The organism is Kosakonia beeri (assembly GCF_054165705.1).
Genome location: NZ_CM135106.1, coordinates 1446529 through 1463061 on the forward strand (window position 1 = coordinate 1446529; position 16533 = coordinate 1463061).

The following is a 16533-nucleotide window of genomic DNA, read 5'->3' on the forward strand; positions in this document are numbered from 1 at the left end:
CGGCCTGGCAACGGGCCGTTTTCCACACACTTCGATATGAGTCGATGATGAAGAACAGCAAAAACACATACACCCCTTTGCGCAAGACCTTGCTTGCGCTGGCCATTGGCGCTGCTGCGCACGCTGCACAAGCGGCGACCACGGAGACCACCCCCCGTCAAACCAAAGAAGACACGATTGTTGTTCAGTCCGCGAACAGCGATTTTAAACCTGGCGGTAGCGAGCTGGTTCCGGCCTATCTGGACGGCCAGGTCGCCCACGGCGGGCGTCTTGGCGTACTGGGTGAACAAAAGGCGATGGATGTGCCGTTTAACGTGATCGGCTATACCGCAAAACTGGTGCAGGATCAGCAGGCGAAAACCATTGCCGATGTGGTAAGTAACGATGCCGGTGTTCAGGTCGGGCAGGGTTACGGTAACTTCGCCGAAACCTACCGTATTCGCGGTTTCGAACTCGATGGTGATGACATGCTTATGGGCGGCCTGGCGGGGATCGTACCGCGCCAGGCGGTCGATACCCAGATGTTGGAACGTGTAGAAGTGTTTAAAGGTTCGAACGCGCTAATGAACGGCTCTGCTTCTTCCGGTGTGGGTGGCATGATTAACCTTGAACCGAAGCATGCGGAAGAGACGCCGACAACCCGTGTCGGGGTGGATTATTCCACGCGTTCTCAACTGGGCGGATCCCTGGATGTTGGCCGCCGCTACGGCGATAACAATCAGTTTGGCGTGCGCATGAACCTGCTGCACCGTGAAGGTGATGCGACGGTAAAACAGGATCATCGCCGTACTACGGCGGCGTCGCTGGGGCTGGATTATCGCGGCGATCGGCTGCGTACATCGCTCGATGTGGGGTATCAGAAAAAGAGTTTTCATGGTGGGGAGATGGGCGTCAATATTAGCGGCGTAGACTTTGTGCCCGCCGTCCCCGATACGCGCAAAAACTACAGCCAGCAATGGACATACAGCGACATTGAAAATGAATACGGCCTGGCCCGCGCGGAATATGATCTGACGAATGACTGGACGGCGTATGCGGCGTTTGGTGGGCAGCATGCCCATGAAATGGGAACGTACGGCGCACCGAAGCTTTATAACGCGCAGGGCGATGCCACTTTCAGCCGCCTTGATACCAACCGGATCAGCGACTCCTGGAGCGGCATGGGCGGCTTGCGCGGTAAGTTTGATACCGGCTTTATCTCCCATCATGTCAACCTGGGTTACTCCGCCAATATCAAACGGGAAAAAATCGCCTGGCGGATGTCGAGTTCCAGCGATAATCCCACGGTTAACCTCTACGACAGTTCAGCCGTGAGCAAACCGGATAACGCCTCTTTTGGCGGGAATTATTTCGATCCGCTCACCACCGCCCGCTATCGTGCGCAGGGCTACACCCTGAGTGACACCTTAGGGCTGCTGGATGACACTTTACTGTTCACCGTTGGCACCCGTTACCAGAAGCTGTGGGTACGTAACTACAGCAATGCCACAGGGGCGGAAACCACCACCGCACGTTATACCCAGCAGCGCTGGATGCCGACCTACGGTGTAGTTTATAAGCCGTGGGAGGTCGTCTCTTTCTATGCCAACCATACAGAGGCGTTGCAACCGGGCGGCGTTGCGCCCAAAACCGCAGCCAACAAGTATGAAAGCGTAGGGATCGCGCACTCGAAGCAGAATGAAGTCGGCGTCAAAACCGACTTTGGCCGTGTGGGCGGCACGCTGGCGCTGTTTGAAATCAACAAGCCGGTGGGTATTCAGGACAGCACCACCAATATTTACGCGCTGGATGGCGAACAGCGTAACCGCGGCGTTGAGCTGAACGTGTTTGGCGAGCCGGTGCTGGGGCTGCGTCTGAACGGCAGCGCGACCTGGCTGGATGCAGAACTGACCAAAACCAAAGACGGCACTTATCAGGGGAATCGCCCCATCGGTGTGGCGAAATTTTATGGCGTGCTGGGCGCGGAATACGACATCAAACCGGTTGATGGACTGACCGCGACGGCGAAAGTGAACTACACCGGTTCGCAATATGCCAACAATGCCAATACCAAGAAACTCGACAGCTACACCACGCTGGATCTGGGCATGCGTTACCGTATGCGCCTGAATGCAGAACAGAACGAAATGATCTGGCGCGTTGGAGTGGATAACGTCACGAACGAGAAATATTGGGCCAGTGTGGAAGACAATGGCACCTATATTTACCAGGGCGAAGCGCGGCAGTTGAAAGTCTCAATGAGCTACGACTTCTGATCCGTCAGTGCCGGAGGGCGTAGTGCTAGCCGGCCGGCGCATTTATCGCAGTAAGGCGGGGTTATCCCCGCCTTTTTAATGCGTTGAGCACTTCCGTCATTCCGCGTGTGACCACTTTATCCTGCCGCATAACCAGCGCCAGCGTACGCTGCAAAGGCGGCTGCAGGGCCGAAACGTTCAACCCCTGGCGATCCTCTGCGGTGTAAACCGCAACGTCGGGCACGATGCTGTAACCCAGCCCGGCGCGAACCATCCGTTTTATGGCTTCGATACTGCCTAATTCCATCGCAGGGGCATTAACGTTCCCGTTCGCTGCCAGCCACTCGTCAATCAGCTGTCGCGTACTGCTACCGGATTCAAACACGATCAATTGCTGCTCTGCCGCGTTGCCATCCTCTGCAGTTATGGCGACAAAATCTTCATTATAGAGCGGTGAAACCGCCAGATTTCGCCCGGCTGCGGGGAGGGTGACGAGGCCAATATCGATCAGGTTTTCTTCAACCGCGCGCACAATATCACGGGTATTACCAGTACGAACGCCAACGGTGAGCTGCGGGAACGCCGTACGGAGCTGCTGCAGTATTGGCGGGAGCAAATGAATACAGGTCGTTGCCCCGGTGCCTAGCGTCACCTTACCGCCGATGGCCTGTTGATGCAGGGAGACAGATTGCACCGCGGCACTGACGGCATTTTCAATGTGCGCACAATGCGCAAGAAAAGTTTCACCTGCTGCGGTAGCCCGCAACCCGCGCCCGGAACGTTCAATCAGCCGGGTTTGCAGCGTCTGCTCCAGTTGCCTGATTTGCAGGCTGACCGCCGGCTGCGAAATACCCAGCACTTCCGCCGCGCCGGTAAAGCTGCCGCGGGCGATCACCAGTTTGTAAGTTGCCAGCTGGTCGAGGCTAAAGTGGGCCATGGCAAAATTTTCCTTATAGCGGTGATAAGCGCCACCCGGTGGGCGATTTGCCAGGATACGGGTAGCCTGCTGTAAACAGTCACTGGGGCGAATTATGGACATTATTGCAGCGCAAGAACATCACCTTAACGCGATAACACAGATCTATGCACACCATGTTACGCATGGGGTCGCATCGTTTGAAATTGTCCCGCCGGATGTCGATGAAATGCGTGCGCGCCTGGAGAAGAGCCGACAGGCAGGGTTGCCATGGTATGTCGCCGTAGAAGCTGGGCGCGTGCGTGGATATTGCTACCTGGCGCGCTACCGTGAGCGCCATGCCTACCAGTACACGCTGGAGGATTCGGTCTATGTGGATGATGCGTTTCGTCAGCGAGGCGCGGGGATCGCATTGCTCACGCATGCGGTGGCGTGGGCGGAGCAAAATGGCTATCGCCAGATGATTGCAAACGTCGGGAACAGTGAAAATGAAGGCTCATTGCGACTGCATCGCCGTGCCGGGTTTACCGTGATCGGTACGCTGAAAAGCGTTGGAATGAAGCATGGGCGCTGGCTTGATACTGTGTTGATGCAACGCCCGTTGGGGGAGGGTGATATGACGTTACCGCAGGCAATTTAAGGGGGTTTTTTGCCAGAAGGCAGCAGTCTGTGCGGCTGGTACGCAGAGGATGTTTGCGGGTAGTTGCCTCTCAAATACGAATTATTAACAACAATTCAGTAGCAGATCGGTTACACTCGCAGCACAGAAAACCCACATGACAGGAGGTTTATATGCTGGAAAAACTGCGAACCCGCGAGGGGAAAAAATTCATTATGGCGGTGGTGATTGTTTTCATCGTCGCCGTGAGCGTGATTTCTAAAGTCACCTTCCAGGGTGTGGAAGATCAGTACAATCTTCCGATGGAAAACTGGACTACCGGCATGTTCATTATGCAAGGGGCCTGGGTTGCCATTTACAGCCTGATGTTTACCATTATTGGCTCGCTACCGTTTGGTTTCTGGTTCCTCGGCCCGAAAGACGATCGCGGCTAAGTTAGCCTCAGCCCTGGCGATATGTCAGGGCTGTTTCGCCGATCACATCCTATAAAAATAGTTTTCTCTCCTCATGCCAGCATAAAATGCTACGTTAATTTGCAAAGTCCGTTTAGTTAACTGTCGCTACATTCTTCGCCGATATACGGTGCATGCATAATGCAACATATCCCCTTTATTACGCCTCCGTAACATTCCTTTAAATAATTAAAGATCAAAAAATAAGCGCCGATAGAGCTTGTATCAGGGAGCTCGTGCTGCAGGGAACATCGACGACGTAAAAGGCTGACTCCAGGAGAGCCGTAATGGCGAAAGAATTTGTGTCCAAAAAAATGAGCACCCGCGCGCAAATGCTGCTGACGGGAGCCATCACCATCACCTTAGGTTTTGTGGTGACCATCGGGGTTCTGAGCTGGCAGTCCAGCAGCGAACAAAAAAGCCTTGCCGAACAATATCTGCAAAAGATCGCCCAGAGTGAAGCACTGAATATTCAGCAGCAACTGAGCTATGCGCGCGATGTGGCGCACAACCTCGGTCATAGCATGATTGCTCTGCCGGAAGCGGGCATTACCGATCGTAAAGTGGCGGATAAACTGCTGGAATCCGCACTGCATGATAATCCTGACTACCTTTCTGTATCGGTCATTTTCGAAGAAAACGCCTTTGACGGGCGTGATGCGGAATTTGCCGATAAACCAGATCAGGCACCGAAAGGGCGCTATGCCTTCTTTGTCGATCATGATCAGTCCGGCAATTACAAGCTGCACCCGTTGACGTCGATCTTTACGCCAGGCCAGGGGGATTACTACCTGCTGCCGCAGAAGAGCCAAAAAGATACGCTGATTGAACCCTATAGCTATGCCTATAACGGGGTGCCGACGTTGTTAACTTCTGTCGCTGCGCCGATTGTCAGAGACGGCAAGTTGCATGCGGTGATCACGTCAGACATTTCGCTGGCTTCGCTGCAACAAAAGGTCAATCAGATCAAACCCTGGGAAGGGGACGGCTATGCGGTACTGGTATCGACGGCCGGAAAAGTTATCTCCTACCCGGATAAAAATCTGACCAGCAAACCCTATCCCGGTAAAACCGATAAGCTCTCAACCCGAGTGGTAGAGCAGGATGACCCCATCCTCGGTGAAAAAGCGTTGATTACCTGGCAACCCATCGTCATTGGCAACAGTACTGATAACTGGTATTTGGGCGTGGTGGCACCGGTCAGCCAGGTGATGGCGGCAGCCAACCGTCAACTGATGTATGCGGCCATCCTCGGCGTGCTCAGCATCCTGCTGGTTTGCGCCCTGTTAGGCCTCATCTTCAGCCGTAAAGTGTTGAAACCGATTGGTGGTGAACCGCTGGAAGGTGCGCACATTGCGCTGGCGGTTGCTGACGGCAAACTGGACAACACCATCCCTGTTAAACAGGGCGATCGCAGCAGTCTGTTCTATGCGCTGCATACCATGCAGGCGCAACTGCGGCAGATTGTCGGGCAGATTAAAGAGGCGAGTGATTCTGTGCGCCAGGGCGCCGGAGAGATTGTCAGTGGTAACATCAACCTCTCCTCGCGTACCGAGCAGCAGGCTGCCGCGCTGGAACAAACCGCTGCCAGCATGGAGCAGTTTAGCGCGACGGTGAAACATAACGCCGACAATGCGCACCACGCCACGGCGCTGACAGCAAACGCCACGCAGATTGCCAGCCGGGGTGAAGCACTGGTCAGCCAGGTGGTGCAAACCATGTCGCAGATTGACGAAAGCGCGAAGAAAATTGGCGATATCACGGCAATCATTAACAGCATTGCATTCCAGACCAATATTCTGGCGCTGAACGCAGCCGTTGAAGCGGCGCGGGCCGGTGAACAGGGGCGTGGATTTGCGGTGGTCGCCTCTGAAGTGCGTAACCTGGCGCAACGCAGTGCCGATGCGGTTAAAGATATTGGTGCGTTAATTGAAGAGTCCGGGAAGCGCGTCGAAACCGGGGTACAACTGGTGAATGACGCCGGGAAAACCATGCAGGAGATGACGCAGGCGGTGAACTCTGTTCAGTCGATTATCAGCGAGATTGTCAGCGCTTCTGATGAGCAGGCAAAAGGCATCGGTCAGGTGACCATCGCTGTTAACGAGATGGACGGCGTGACCCAGCAGAACGCCTCGCTGGTCCAGCAAATGGCCGCCGCGGCGACCTCGCTGGAAGATCAGGCCCAACAACTGGCGCAGAGTGTTCAGCAGTTCCGTCTGGCAGAGTAATGTTCCACGGGAGCCTGTTTGCAGGCTCCCTTATTTATTCGGCTACCAGTTCAATGCGGTTGCCATCCGGGTCGGTAATCACTGCTTCATAGAACCCGTCTCCTGTCCATCTGGCCGGGCTTGCCAGCCGCCCTTGCAATTGCGCGTTGCGCGCCATCTGCTCCACCTTTTCCACACTTCCCACCGTGATAGCGATATGCGCCCAGCCAATAAATTCCGGGTGGTCTGGCGCATCTGCCAGTGCCGGCAGCGCCATCAACTCAATGGTCGGCCCTTCGGCCAGCGAGAGAAAATACGATTCGAATCCTGGCCGGTTTTTACTGACATATTTCGCCTTGCTGGTGGCGGCAAAAAAGTCCTGCCAGAACTGACGCTGTGCTTCTAACTGGCGTGTCCAGAGGGCGACGTGTGCAATCTTCATGGCGATCTCCAAATGGGGTGAAGGATGACAGAGCCGCAGGTTGACAGCGCTAACCGTGTGCGCGATCATGCTCATTTCTATCCTTTTATGTGCTTTTGGTGAGGTGTTATGCTCGATTATGCCGCTTTTCCCGATCAACGACAAGATCGTATCCGCCAGCAGTTACTGGCGAATGGCCGGGTGGTGTGTGCGGAATTAGCCGCGCAGCTACAAGTGTCCGAACATACTATCCGCCGGGATTTGCAGCAGTTAAGCAACGAGGGAATCTGCAAAAAAGTGTATGGCGGCGCAGTGGTCGCACAGGGTAATGACGGGAGTTTTGCCGAGCGAAAAGAGCAGGATACGGCAATAAAAAGCAGACTTGCGCAGCGCTGTGTGCAGTTGATGAAGGCGGACAGCTGCATTTTTATTGATACGGGATCCACAAACCTTGAACTGGCAAAAGCCCTCCCTCCGACCTTACCGATCACGGTGGTGACGCATTCGCCGGAAATCGCCGCCGCGGCTATAAAACATCCTTTATGTGAGGTGATCATGCTTGGCGGTCTGCTGCATCGCCGCTCTGGTGGTTGTGTAACAGGTGCCGCGTTAAGTCAGTTAAAAGGGATCATCTTTGACCAGGCTTTTATTGGCGGCTGCGCCATGTCACCGGAAGTGGGCCTGACGGGCTTTGACTTTGCCGATTGTGAATTTAAAAAAGCGGTCATTGCTCAGGCTAATCAGACCCTGGTTGCCCTGACCGCCAATAAGATCCCTGGTGTGGCGCGCTATGTGGTGGCCTGCGGGGAAGAGATCGATACGCTGGTAGTGGAAAGCGCGCTCAGCGATCCTTTTCAGGTAGCGTTTAGCGCGCAGGATATTGAGATCATCACGGTTTGAGCAGGGGCGAGCCACGTCATATCTTGCCACTGTTCATCTGAGGTGTTAAAAGGTGCCCCTTTAATAAAACAACGAAGGGGAAGGACGTGAAAAACGCGTCACAGGCAGCGGGTCATAGCCCCGATGCCGCGTCGGAAACAGGGCCGACATTACAACGAGGGTTGAAAAATCGTCATATACAGCTCATTGCGCTGGGCGGCGCGATTGGCACCGGGTTGTTTCTGGGCATTGGCCCTGCGATTCAGATGGCTGGCCCGGCGGTACTGCTGGGTTATGGCATTGCCGGCATTATTGCGTTTCTGATCATGCGTCAGCTTGGCGAGATGGTAGTCGAAGAGCCGGTGTCCGGCTCGTTTTCCCATTTTGCCTGGAAATATTGGGGGCCATTTGCCGGTTTTCTGGCGGGCTGGAACTATTGGGCCATGTTTGTATTGGTCGGTATGGCGGAGCTGACCGCCGCCGGGATCTATATGCAGTACTGGTTTCCCCACGTTCCGACCTGGATCTGGGCCGCCGCTTTCTTTGTCATTATCAACGCGGTTAATCTGGTAAATGTGCGGCTGTACGGTGAAACCGAGTTCTGGTTCGCGCTGATCAAAGTGCTGGCAATCATTGGCATGATTGGCTTTGGGCTGTGGATGCTGTTTACCGGCCACGGCGGCGAACGCGCCAGCTTCGATAACCTCTGGCGTTATAACGGCTTTTTCGCCACCGGCTGGCATGGGCTGATTCTGGCTCTGGCGGTGATCATGTTCTCCTTCGGCGGCCTTGAGTTGATTGGCATTACCGCAGCGGAAGCCAGCGATCCGCATACCACTATCCCGAAAGCGGTCAACCAGGTGGTCTACCGTATTCTTCTGTTCTATATCGGTTCTCTGGTGGTGCTGCTGGCGCTTTACCCGTGGATTGATGTGAAAGCCAACAGCAGCCCGTTTGTGATGATATTTCACGATCTGGACAGCAATATAGTGGCTTCAGCGCTGAACTTCGTCATTCTGGTGGCATCGTTGTCGGTTTATAACAGCGGCGTATACTCAAACAGCCGTATGCTGTTCGGTTTGTCGGTACAGGGCAACGCGCCGTCGTTCCTGACCCGTGTCAGCCGTCGTGGTGTGCCGGTGAATTCCCTGATCCTCTCCGGCGCAATCACTTCTCTGGTAGTGCTGGTGAACTACCTGCTGCCGCAGAAGGCCTTTGGCATGCTGATGGCGCTGGTGGTGGCGACGCTGCTGCTGAACTGGATCATGATCTCGCTGGCGCACCTGAAGTTCCGTGCTGCTATGCGACGTAAAGGCCGCGATCCGCTGTTTAAAGCGCTGCTGTTCCCGGCAGGCAACTACCTGTGCATTGGCTTTATGCTGATGATCCTCGCGCTGATGTACACCATCGAGGACATGCGACTGTCGGCGGTACTGCTGCCGCTGTGGATCCTGTTCCTGTTCGCGGCATTCAAACTGTTGCGTCGCGCACCTTCCAGAGCATAATCGCCAGCTTTCCTGCCACATTTGGCAGGAAATTTAGCGCGCCAGTGCCTGCTTTTTCAGGCATGATGCTAATCAAACTCCGCCAGCCGATTGCGCTGGCGTTTTTTATTGCCCTGGAGTGTTTTTATGACCCGGCAACGAAAAGCCGATCTCTTCCTCGTTCTGACCACCCTTATCGCTGCCTGTGGCTGGATTTTCTCGCGGGAGGCCATTTCCGGTATGCCGGTGTTCGCGTTTCTTGGGTTACGATTCTTTGGGGCGGCGCTGGTCCTGTTACCGTTCTGCCTGAGGCAACGTATTCCGCTGGCAAAGCTGCGCCAGGTAGTGATAAGCGGTTTTTGGATGGCGCTTAACCTCTGTCTGTGGATTTGGTCTGTCTCCACGACGCCGTCGCTGGGCGAGGGGGCGTTTATCATGAGCCTGTCGATGTTGTTCGTGCCGCTGGTGGCATGGGGAATGATGAACACCCGGCCAGCGCGGGCTTACTGGGAATGCCTGCCGGTGGCGATAATAGGTCTGGCGCTGCTCAGTCTGCATGTGCCGGTGACTTTCCATGCCAGCCAGGGCTGGTTTTTGCTCACCGCTTTCGTGCAGTCAATCAACTTCTGTTACACCAGCCGCTGTGCGCGCGAGGTTCCGTTGCTGCCGCTTACGGCAGTACAGCTGGCGATAACGGGTATCGCCGGGTTGCTGATTTCCGTTCTGTTCGAAACCTGGTCACAGCCATTGACCACCCCGACCGCCCTGTGGCTGGTGGCAAGCATTTTTATCGCTACCAGCCTGCGCTTTGCTCTGCAACTGCAAGGGCAAAAATACGCGGCAGTGGCCAGTGCTGCCATTATCATGGTGCTGGAACCTTTACTGACGGTGATTGCCGCGTCCCTCTGGTACGGCGAACGCCTGCCGTTACAAAAAATCTTCGGCGGCGTTCTGATTTTGCTGGCGCAAATTTGGTTCCGCTGGCGGATGGTCGCGCGGTTACCGTCAAAGTTGTAATATGCCGCTCAGCACCGTGTGGGCAGCCCCGGTCATCAACACGCGGCCGGTGTCGGTTTGCTCCAGCGCCAGCACGCCGCCGCGCCGGGAAGCCTGATAAGCGGTAAGCGAGCGCTTACTCAACCTGGCCGACCAGTATGCGGCCAGCGCACAGTGTGCCGATCCGGTGACGGGATCTTCATTTACCCCGACCCACGGGGCAAAATAGCGTGACAGCAGATCATAGTCCCCCTCTCCAGGGGCGGTGACCACGACGCCGCGACCCGGCAGGGCGCACAGTGCCTGGAAATCCACCTTCAGCGTCTGCACGGTTTGCACCGTATTCACCACCACTAACTGCTTCGCGCCAAACGTACCGTAATCCGTGACCTGCGAGGGGGAAATCCCCAGTGCGTCCAGTAAGGCCAACGGCGGGGGGCTGTCCATTTGCGGTATCAGCAGCGGGAAATCCAGCTGAATGCCGCCGCTAACGGCACGCGCCGCCAGCGGGCCGGAAAGGGTATCAAAAACGACCGTTTGCCCTGCGGACAACCGCCCGGTTTGCTGTAATACATGGGCCGTGGCGAGTGTGCCATGGCCACATAATTCCACTTCCGCCTGTGGCGTAAACCAGCGCAGATTGTTATTGCTGAGGTTTAAAAATGCCGTCTCCGATACCGCCATTTCATCGGCGATATGCTGCATTAGCGCGGCATCCAGGCCGCCCGGCGTTATACAGACAGCCGCCGGGTTACCGGAAAAAGGACGCGTACTGAACGCGTCCACCTGGTAGATATCGAGTTTCACCGCGAGCTCCCTTTTATAACAAAGGAATAACACTATCCTCTTTTCGCCGTAACGGGTAGTGATGCATTCGTCGGGCAACGGGGAGAGAGGGGGTGACGTGCGCTGATTGCCGCTGCCGCCAGTACCAGCATCATCACCACTTCGGTCGCCAGAAAACCGCTCAGCGCAAAGCGGTAATTACCGTGCGACAGGCCGATCAGATGCAGGAACACGCCCCCAAGCACGGCCGGGCCGAGACCCAATGTGGCCTGTTGCAGCGTGCTAAGGAGCGCGCTGCCTGCGCCGGCATCCCCGGCGGTGATATCGCGCATCCCGATACGGTAAAAACTGTTCACAATCAATGCCTGACCATAGCCAATCAGCGCCGTAGAAGGAGCAAGCAACAGCGCGCCCGGCAGATGAGAAGAAACGTTCAGGGTGGCGATCAGCGCCAGTAGCCCGGCCACCTGAATAACCAGCCCGGTCAACAAAATCGTGCGCGTGCTGTAACGGGCGATCAGCTTCGGTGCGTACCAGGCGGAAACAAAATAGGCGACGCCGAGCGCAATAAAACTGTTGCCGGATTGGGCTGGCGTCATGCCCATTCCCGCCTGCAATGTCAGTGCCATACAGAACATAAAACCGGACCAGCCACTAAAGAACAGCAGGGCTATCAGTAAACCAAAGCGGACGCTGTGCAACTTCAGCAGGCGCGGCGGAAGTAACGGCATCAGGCCTGCCTGCTGTTGTTTGCGTGCGCTGGCACGCATCCATGCCCCCAGCGGCAATATTGCCAGCAGCGCAACCTGAGTGGGCCACGGCCAGTGAAGATCCGGACCAAGCGCCAGTGGGAACAACAGGCAGCAGAGGATCAGCGCCAGCGCGAACGTACCTTGCCAGTCGATGCGGGTGCGCGTTTCGCTGCGGGTTTCCGGCACATAGCGCTGGCTGAGCGCCAGCACCAGCAGGCAAATCGGCACATTAATAAAAAAGGCGTTGCGCCAGCCTAAACCTGCGATATCGGCCGAAACCAGCCAGCCGCCGCCCATCTGGCCGATGATGAATGCCACGCCGCCAATACCGCCGTAGAGACTGATCGCACGGGCATGGGCTGTCCCTTTCAGCGTGACGTGGAGCGTGGCGAGGATCTGCGGCACGATCAGCGCGGCCCCCATACCTTGCAGGGTGCGCGCGGCCAGCAGCTCGCTTACCGAGTTCGCCATGCCGCACAGCAGGGAGGCGAGGCCAAACAGCGCCACGCCCCATAAAAACACGCGCCTGCGGCCAAGGTTATCGCCCAGTTTACTGCCCATGGCGAGGCAAACGGCAAAGGCTACGCCGTAGAGGGCAACAATCAGCGCCAGCTGCGTGGCGGTGGTATGTAACGACAGGGTAATGGCGTCGAGCGCGACGTTGGTGATTGACGTATCAATCAGCGGCAGCATTTGCCCCGTAAGCAGAAGGATCAGGCCAGCCCGGCCAGGTGAAACAGCAGACGTATTCATGGTGGCTCCATTGCGTCATTCATCAGATGGACGTAGCATTACCGATCGGAAAAACGGGTACCAGTTCTTATCTATACTGGTACTGGCACTACCATGCTGGAGGATGTATGACGCTGATGGCGGAAAAACAGCCGGAAGGGATATTCCAGGCGGAGAACCGGAAACAGCTCGGCGCGTTTTTACGGGCGCGTCGGGAAAGCCTCGATCCGCAGCGGCTTGGGCTGCCACGCAGCGGGCGTCGCCGCACACCCGGACTGCGCCGGGAAGAGGTGGCATTACTGGCGGATGTTGGCGTCACCTGGTATACCTGGCTGGAGCAGGGTCGGGATGTTAACCCGTCTGCCAGCGTGTTACAGGCGGTAGCGGCTGCATTGCAATGCTCGCCGACCGAAACACGGCACCTGTTTGTGCTCGCCGGATTGCCGCCAACGGAAACCTTAAATATTCCGCAATGCGAAGGGGTCAGTGAAGGAACTCGCCGTCTGCTGGACAGCCTGCTGCCACAACCTGCCAGTATCCAAAAACCCAATTTTGACATTGTGGCGTGGAACGTAGCATTTGAGCGCTTAATGGGGGTTAACTTTGGTGAAATGGCCGAAGAAGACCGCAATTGCATTTATCTCTACCTGACCAATCCCCACTGGCGTAGCCGCCTTGGTCAGCATGAAAGCGTGCTGCAAACCTTTGTGGCCTATTTCCGCGCCGCAATGGCAGAACACCGGGGCGAACCGATCTGGGAGGCAAAGCTGGCACGCTTTTGCGCTGCATCGGCAGAGTTTGCAGACATGTGGCGCAAATACCTGGATGTCCGTGGGGTGGAAAATAAAGAGAAGGTGTTTATTCATCCGCATCTTGGGGCGTTTACCCTTCAGCAGATGTACTGGTACTCCGCGCCGCGTAATGGTTCACGCTTGCTGGTGTATTTGCCGGTGGATGAGCAGAGCGAACAGGCGCTGAAATGGCTGGCGGATAACGCTTAGGGGCGCAGACGTTTTTGATCTTTGCGCGGCAGCCCGTCAACAACGCGATCCCAGGAGGCCTGGATCAGCGAGGCCAGTAGTGGCGCGTCGATGTCATCCCCCGCAAAGACGGAGATCCAGTGTTTTTTGTTCATATGATACCCCGGCTCAATACTGGGGTAGATTTGTTGGTTGAGCAGCGACATTTGCGGCTCGGCTTTCAGCGTTACCATCGGCCTGCCGTGTGCGGTGGTGGTCATCATAAAAATCTTGCCGCACACTTTAAACACATCATGCTCCGGGCCAAACGGCCAGCAGTGTTCGGTAAAGGGCAGCTCCAGCGCGATGCTGTGTGCAGTGGCCTGAAGCGTTTTACTGTCCATGGTCATCTCCGGCGGCCAGCGCACGCCACATTGCCTCAAAACCCAGGCGCTTAATCTCTTTCATGCGTGACGGATCACGCCCAGCAAACGTGATGGTCGTGTCTGCCATGGATAAGAAAATGGCATCACCGAAGGGGGCAAATTCGTCAGAGAGAAAGATCGGCAGCACACAGCGGTGACAAAGTTCGTGCAGTTCAGGGAAGATATCCGTGACCTGCTGTTTGGTTTCCGGGGTGAGTTTTTCACTCACCGCGATCTGGCGCACCGCCTGGTGACCGCAAGGATGACGAATGCCCCAGTCGATATAGCTGTCCCAAATGGAGTGGGTGTGCGCTTTTGCATTGGTGAGGGAACGATCAAGGTTGGCCAGCATTGTGCCGCAGAGATCGGTTTTCAGATGCAGATAAAGCGCGTTGAGCAAATCGTCTTTGGTAGCGAAGTAGCGGAACAGAGTGCCTTCGGCAACGCCCGCGTTACGGGCTATTAACGCCGTGGAGGCGGCGATCCCGGACTCCGCAATCGCTTTTGTTGCCGCTTCCAGTAACGCCTGTTTTTTATCTTCACTCTTCGGACGAGCCACTACTTTTTTCCTCACCTTGTAAAAACCACGATTGAAACATGCCCTCTGTCACGCTGCAACGTCGAATGTCAAAGAAAGAAAATCATCTTGACGGTTCGTCGTCACTTTCTATAATGAGTGCTTACTCACTCATAATCAAGTTTAGCCAGCATCGTATCCACGGAAAGGATCGATTTTGTCGGGTCAGGATATGAAGCGTCTTATTTTCAGCGTGGTTCTTGTTATGCTCGTCGCCTCTGCCGCAAGTTTACCGTTTGTTCTGAATGCAGGTTTTGGCCAGTTGCCTCAGGGTGAGCAACTGACCGAAGTCGAAAAATCTCCCCATTATCATGATGGAAAGTTCCATAACACGCTACCCACGCCCGGTTATACCGGTAAGAAAAATATGCTGGTCGCATGGTGGGATTTTCTGGTTACCAAACGTGAAAACGTGCGCCCGCAGCAACCGCTTCCGATGGTACAAACGGATCTCGCCCGTCTACCGCTCAGTGAGGATACGCTGGTCTGGATGGGGCACTCTTCGTGGTATGTGCAACTGGCGGGGAAACGTATTCTTATCGATCCCGTTTTAAGCAATTACGCCGCACCGTTCTCTTTCCTCAACAAAGCTTTTGCCGGAAATGCAGCGTGGACGGCGCAAAGCCTGCCGGAAATCGATCTGCTGATTATCTCGCATGACCATTACGATCATCTCGATTATGCCACCATCAAAGCGCTGATGCCCAAAATCAAACGGGTCGTCACGCCGCTTGGCGTCGGGTCGCATTTGCGTTACTGGGGTATGGATCCGGCCATTATTGAAGAAGCGGACTGGCAACAAAAAGTGACGATTGCAGATGACCTGACGGTGCATGTTTTGCCTGCCAGGCATTTCTCCGGACGCGGCCTGAAGCGAGACCAGACACTGTGGGCCAGCTTTATGTTCGTGACCGACCAACGCAAGGTCTACTACAGCGGCGATACCGGCTACGGGCCGCATTTTAAGGCTATTGGTGAGCAATTTGGCGGCGTGGATGTCGCCATTATGGAAAACGGCCAGTATGACGAGGACTGGAAATACATTCATATGATGCCGGAAGAGGCCGCTCAGGCGGCTGAAGAGCTGAATGCTCGCGCGGTTCTGCCGGGCCACGCGGGGCGTTTTGTGTTAGCAAAACATACTTGGGATGATCCGTACAAACGGCTGGCGGCAGCGAGTCGGGGCAAAAATTATCGGTTACTGACACCGAGGCTGGGCGAACCGGTGCTTGCGGCAGATAACGCGCAAGTTTTCCGCGCCTGGTGGGAATAAACCCGTTTATTAATCGAAGAGCAGAGGGGGATCGCAGTATGAATATTTCCGCTCAGGTTATCGACACTATCGTCGACTGGATCGACGACAATCTCCATCAACCGTTACGTATTGATGATATTGCAGCGCATGCGGGCTATTCCAAATGGCACCTGCAACGACTTTTCTTGCAGTACAAAGGAGAGAGTCTTGGGCGTTACATTCGCAAGCGCAAGCTATCGCTCGCCGCGCGCGATTTACGTAATACGAACCAGAAGGTTTACGATATTTGCCTGAAATATGGCTTTGACTCGCAACAAACCTTTACGCGGATCTTTACCCGCACCTTTAATCAGCCGCCGGGCGCCTATCGGCGGGAAAACCATCAGATTACGCACTGATGGTCAGCAACATAAAAAAGCCGGCAAAAGTGCCGGCTTTTTCTATTTCTGCGTGGCTTGCCCGATGCCTAAACGATTTAAGAAACCGCAAAGCCCCTCACGCGCGAGAAGCACTGCCAGCTGTTGCTGTTCGTCTGTTGTCAGATTATGCAGCACTTTAATAATCTCGCGCAGCGTCGTGCTTTCAGGCTCCGCACCATACGTTGGCGCAGGTTCGGCCAGCGAATAGGGGACGTTGCGCTGGCGCATGGTGGGCGTTTTCATAATGAAAGCCCGCACATCTTTATTGATATGGATAAGCCTGGCACGACCGCCTTTTACGCCGGGTAAGCTTTCCGTTTGCCAACGCTGTTCACGGATCCAACGATTTACTGTCTGTTTTGCAACGCCGAGAAAATCCGCTAACTCCTCGGTGGTCATCTTACTGGCTAGTTTCATCAT

Annotated in this window: 17 protein-coding genes; 10 read left to right on the top strand and 7 right to left on the bottom strand. The window is 55.4% G+C overall.

What is annotated here, in order from left to right; genetic code table 11:
* Positions 1-44 precede the first annotated feature (44 nt).
* The gene (locus tag ACUY4S_RS07030; protein ID WP_458023364.1) at positions 45-2255 is read left to right on the top strand and encodes a TonB-dependent receptor; all 2211 of its coding nucleotides are present in this window, start codon (positions 45-47) and stop codon (positions 2253-2255) included.
* Between the two features lie 61 nt (positions 2256-2316).
* Here ACUY4S_RS07030 and ACUY4S_RS07035 read toward each other — a convergent pair whose 3' ends face one another.
* Entirely contained in the window at positions 2317-3171 is an 855-nt protein-coding gene (locus ACUY4S_RS07035; RefSeq protein WP_458023363.1) for a LysR family transcriptional regulator, read from the bottom strand.
* 94 nt (positions 3172-3265) lie between these two features.
* Here ACUY4S_RS07035 and ACUY4S_RS07040 point away from each other — a divergent pair, with 94 nt between their 5' ends.
* From ACUY4S_RS07040 to ACUY4S_RS07050, 3 genes are all read left to right on the top strand, one after another.
* Positions 3266-3790 (top strand): GNAT family N-acetyltransferase, encoded by a 525-nt coding sequence (locus ACUY4S_RS07040; RefSeq protein ID WP_312692233.1) that lies wholly within the window; start codon positions 3266-3268, stop codon positions 3788-3790.
* Positions 3791-3942: 152 nt separating this feature from the next.
* Positions 3943-4203: a DUF2534 family protein gene (locus tag ACUY4S_RS07045; protein WP_312692231.1), complete on the top strand. Its 261-nt coding sequence runs from the start codon at positions 3943-3945 to the stop codon at positions 4201-4203.
* A 305-nt stretch (positions 4204-4508) separates the two neighbouring features.
* A complete protein-coding gene (locus tag ACUY4S_RS07050; RefSeq protein WP_458023362.1) occupies positions 4509-6449 on the top strand; it encodes a methyl-accepting chemotaxis protein in 1941 nt (646 codons plus the stop codon).
* Positions 6450-6483: 34 nt separating this feature from the next.
* Here ACUY4S_RS07050 and ACUY4S_RS07055 read toward each other — a convergent pair whose 3' ends face one another.
* The gene (locus tag ACUY4S_RS07055; protein WP_458023361.1) at positions 6484-6870 is read right to left on the bottom strand and encodes a VOC family protein; all 387 of its coding nucleotides are present in this window, start codon (positions 6868-6870) and stop codon (positions 6484-6486) included.
* Between the two features lie 108 nt (positions 6871-6978).
* Here ACUY4S_RS07055 and ACUY4S_RS07060 point away from each other — a divergent pair, with 108 nt between their 5' ends.
* The 3 genes from ACUY4S_RS07060 to ACUY4S_RS07070 all read left to right on the top strand — a co-directional run bounded on the left by ACUY4S_RS07060 (position 6979) and on the right by ACUY4S_RS07070 (position 10229).
* Complete coding sequence (locus tag ACUY4S_RS07060) at positions 6979-7749, top strand: DeoR/GlpR family DNA-binding transcription regulator (protein ID WP_312692225.1); 771 nt, start codon at positions 6979-6981, stop codon at positions 7747-7749.
* 86 nt (positions 7750-7835) lie between these two features.
* Complete coding sequence (gene pheP / locus ACUY4S_RS07065) at positions 7836-9233, top strand: phenylalanine transporter (RefSeq protein WP_312692223.1); 1398 nt, start codon at positions 7836-7838, stop codon at positions 9231-9233.
* A 126-nt stretch (positions 9234-9359) separates the two neighbouring features.
* Positions 9360-10229 carry a DMT family transporter gene (locus tag ACUY4S_RS07070; RefSeq protein WP_458023360.1) on the top strand — a complete coding sequence of 290 codons (870 nt, stop codon included), beginning with the start codon at positions 9360-9362 and terminating at the stop codon, positions 10227-10229.
* Here the strand turns inward: ACUY4S_RS07070 and ACUY4S_RS07075 are convergent.
* Together ACUY4S_RS07075 and ACUY4S_RS07080 are read right to left on the bottom strand one after the other, a co-directional pair.
* Complete coding sequence (locus ACUY4S_RS07075; RefSeq protein WP_458023359.1) at positions 10218-11015, bottom strand: PhzF family phenazine biosynthesis protein; 798 nt, start codon at positions 11013-11015, stop codon at positions 10218-10220. The two genes, ACUY4S_RS07070 and ACUY4S_RS07075, sit on opposite strands and share 12 nt — an antisense overlap.
* 32 nt (positions 11016-11047) lie before the next feature.
* Positions 11048-12499 carry an MFS transporter gene (locus ACUY4S_RS07080; RefSeq protein WP_312692217.1) on the bottom strand — a complete coding sequence of 484 codons (1452 nt, stop codon included), beginning with the start codon at positions 12497-12499 and terminating at the stop codon, positions 11048-11050.
* Between the two features lie 107 nt (positions 12500-12606).
* On the opposite strand from ACUY4S_RS07080, the gene ACUY4S_RS07085 reads away from it, so the two are divergent.
* On the top strand, positions 12607-13479 hold the full coding sequence (locus ACUY4S_RS07085; RefSeq protein ID WP_409429835.1) for a helix-turn-helix transcriptional regulator: 873 nt from the start codon (positions 12607-12609) through the stop codon (positions 13477-13479).
* Here ACUY4S_RS07085 and ACUY4S_RS07090 read toward each other — a convergent pair.
* Together ACUY4S_RS07090 and ACUY4S_RS07095 are read right to left on the bottom strand one after the other, a co-directional pair.
* Positions 13476-13841 carry an MmcQ/YjbR family DNA-binding protein gene (locus ACUY4S_RS07090; RefSeq protein WP_312692215.1) on the bottom strand — a complete coding sequence of 122 codons (366 nt, stop codon included), beginning with the start codon at positions 13839-13841 and terminating at the stop codon, positions 13476-13478. The genes ACUY4S_RS07085 and ACUY4S_RS07090 overlap by 4 nt on opposite strands.
* The gene (locus ACUY4S_RS07095; RefSeq protein WP_458023358.1) at positions 13831-14421 is read right to left on the bottom strand and encodes a TetR/AcrR family transcriptional regulator; all 591 of its coding nucleotides are present in this window, start codon (positions 14419-14421) and stop codon (positions 13831-13833) included. Before ACUY4S_RS07095 ends, ACUY4S_RS07090 begins: the two co-directional genes overlap by 11 nt.
* 175 nt (positions 14422-14596) lie before the next feature.
* Between ACUY4S_RS07095 and ACUY4S_RS07100 the strand changes: the two genes are divergently transcribed.
* Both ACUY4S_RS07100 and ACUY4S_RS07105 read left to right on the top strand, forming a co-directional pair.
* A complete protein-coding gene (locus ACUY4S_RS07100) occupies positions 14597-15712 on the top strand; it encodes an MBL fold metallo-hydrolase (protein WP_458023357.1) in 1116 nt (371 codons plus the stop codon).
* A gap of 38 nt (positions 15713-15750) precedes the next feature.
* A complete protein-coding gene (locus ACUY4S_RS07105) occupies positions 15751-16092 on the top strand; it encodes a RamA family antibiotic efflux transcriptional regulator (RefSeq protein WP_458023356.1) in 342 nt (113 codons plus the stop codon).
* 42 nt (positions 16093-16134) lie between these two features.
* Here ACUY4S_RS07105 and ACUY4S_RS07110 read toward each other — a convergent pair whose 3' ends face one another.
* Positions 16135-16533 (bottom strand): YfeC-like transcriptional regulator, encoded by a 399-nt coding sequence (locus ACUY4S_RS07110; RefSeq protein ID WP_312692207.1) that lies wholly within the window; start codon positions 16531-16533, stop codon positions 16135-16137.

What these genes read in the sequence shown, in the direction of transcription:
- ACUY4S_RS07040 (WP_312692233.1), top strand. Translation starts at nt 3,266, where the DNA reads ATGGACATTATTGCAGCGCAAGAACATCACCTTAACGCGATAACACAG.
- ACUY4S_RS07060 (WP_312692225.1), top strand. Translation starts at nt 6,979, where the DNA reads ATGCTCGATTATGCCGCTTTTCCCGATCAACGACAAGATCGTATCCGC.
- ACUY4S_RS07030 (WP_458023364.1), top strand. Translation starts at nt 45, where the DNA reads ATGATGAAGAACAGCAAAAACACATACACCCCTTTGCGCAAGACCTTG.
- ACUY4S_RS07110 (WP_312692207.1), bottom strand. Translation starts at nt 16,533, where the DNA reads ATGATGAAACTAGCCAGTAAGATGACCACCGAGGAGTTAGCGGATTTT.
- ACUY4S_RS07045 (WP_312692231.1), top strand. Translation starts at nt 3,943, where the DNA reads ATGCTGGAAAAACTGCGAACCCGCGAGGGGAAAAAATTCATTATGGCG.
- ACUY4S_RS07085 (WP_409429835.1), top strand. Translation starts at nt 12,607, where the DNA reads ATGACGCTGATGGCGGAAAAACAGCCGGAAGGGATATTCCAGGCGGAG.
- ACUY4S_RS07070 (WP_458023360.1), top strand. Translation starts at nt 9,360, where the DNA reads ATGACCCGGCAACGAAAAGCCGATCTCTTCCTCGTTCTGACCACCCTT.
- ACUY4S_RS07055 (WP_458023361.1), bottom strand. Translation starts at nt 6,870, where the DNA reads ATGAAGATTGCACACGTCGCCCTCTGGACACGCCAGTTAGAAGCACAG.
- ACUY4S_RS07050 (WP_458023362.1), top strand. Translation starts at nt 4,509, where the DNA reads ATGGCGAAAGAATTTGTGTCCAAAAAAATGAGCACCCGCGCGCAAATG.
- ACUY4S_RS07105 (WP_458023356.1), top strand. Translation starts at nt 15,751, where the DNA reads ATGAATATTTCCGCTCAGGTTATCGACACTATCGTCGACTGGATCGAC.
- ACUY4S_RS07080 (WP_312692217.1), bottom strand. Translation starts at nt 12,499, where the DNA reads ATGAATACGTCTGCTGTTTCACCTGGCCGGGCTGGCCTGATCCTTCTG.
- ACUY4S_RS07090 (WP_312692215.1), bottom strand. Translation starts at nt 13,841, where the DNA reads ATGGACAGTAAAACGCTTCAGGCCACTGCACACAGCATCGCGCTGGAG.
- ACUY4S_RS07035 (WP_458023363.1), bottom strand. Translation starts at nt 3,171, where the DNA reads ATGGCCCACTTTAGCCTCGACCAGCTGGCAACTTACAAACTGGTGATC.